Here is an 869-nt window from a genome sequence, read left to right on the forward strand (position 1 = left end):
GCGTGCCTTTTGTAGAATGAACCGGCGAGTTACGATCTGATGCAAGGTTAAGCAGCAAATGCGGAGCCGCAGCGAAAGCGAGTCTGAACAGGGCGTTGAGTATTTGGTCGTAGACCCGAAACCAGGTGATCTACCCTTGGTCAGGTTGAAGTTCAGGTAACACTGAATGGAGGACCGAACCGACTTACGTTGAAAAGTGAGCGGATGAACTGAGGGTAGCGGAGAAATTCCAATCGAACCTGGAGATAGCTGGTTCTCTCCGAAATAGCTTTAGGGCTAGCCTCAAGTGATGATTGTTGGAGGTAGAGCACTGTTTGGACGAGGGGCCCCTCTCGGGTTACCGAATTCAGACAAACTCCGAATGCCAATCAATTTAACTTGGGAGTCAGAACGTGGGTGATAAGGTCCATGTTCGAAAGGGAAACAGCCCAGACCACCAGCTAAGGTCCCAAAATATATGTTAAGTGGCAAAGGATGTGGTATTGCCCAGACAACTAGGATGTTGGCTTAGAAGCAGCCATCATTTAAAGAGTGCGTAATAGCTCACTAGTCGAGTGACACTGCGCCGAAAATGTACCGGGGCTAAACATATTACCGAAGCTGTGGATTGTCCGTAGGACAATGGTAGGAGAGCGTTCTAAGTGCGTCGAAGCATGATCGCAAGGACATGTGGAGCGCTTAGAAGTGAGAATGCCGGTGTGAGTAGCGAAAGATGGGTGAGAATCCCATCCACCGATTGACTAAGGTTTCCAGAGGAAGGCTCGTCCGCTCTGGGTTAGTCGGGTCCTAAGTCGAGGCCGACAGGCGTAGACGATGGATAACAGGTTGATATTCCTGTACCACCATTTATCGTTTTAAGCGATGGGGGG

Annotated in this window: 1 rRNA gene; it reads left to right on the plus strand. The window is 49.8% G+C overall.

Annotated elements, in window-relative coordinates:
- Positions 1-869: ribosomal RNA gene (locus HMPREF2937_RS08295) — 23S ribosomal RNA — on the plus strand; the annotation flags it as partial.

Source organism: Staphylococcus sp. HMSC061G12 (assembly GCF_001838465.1).
GTDB lineage: Bacteria > Bacillota > Bacilli > Staphylococcales > Staphylococcaceae > Staphylococcus > Staphylococcus simulans.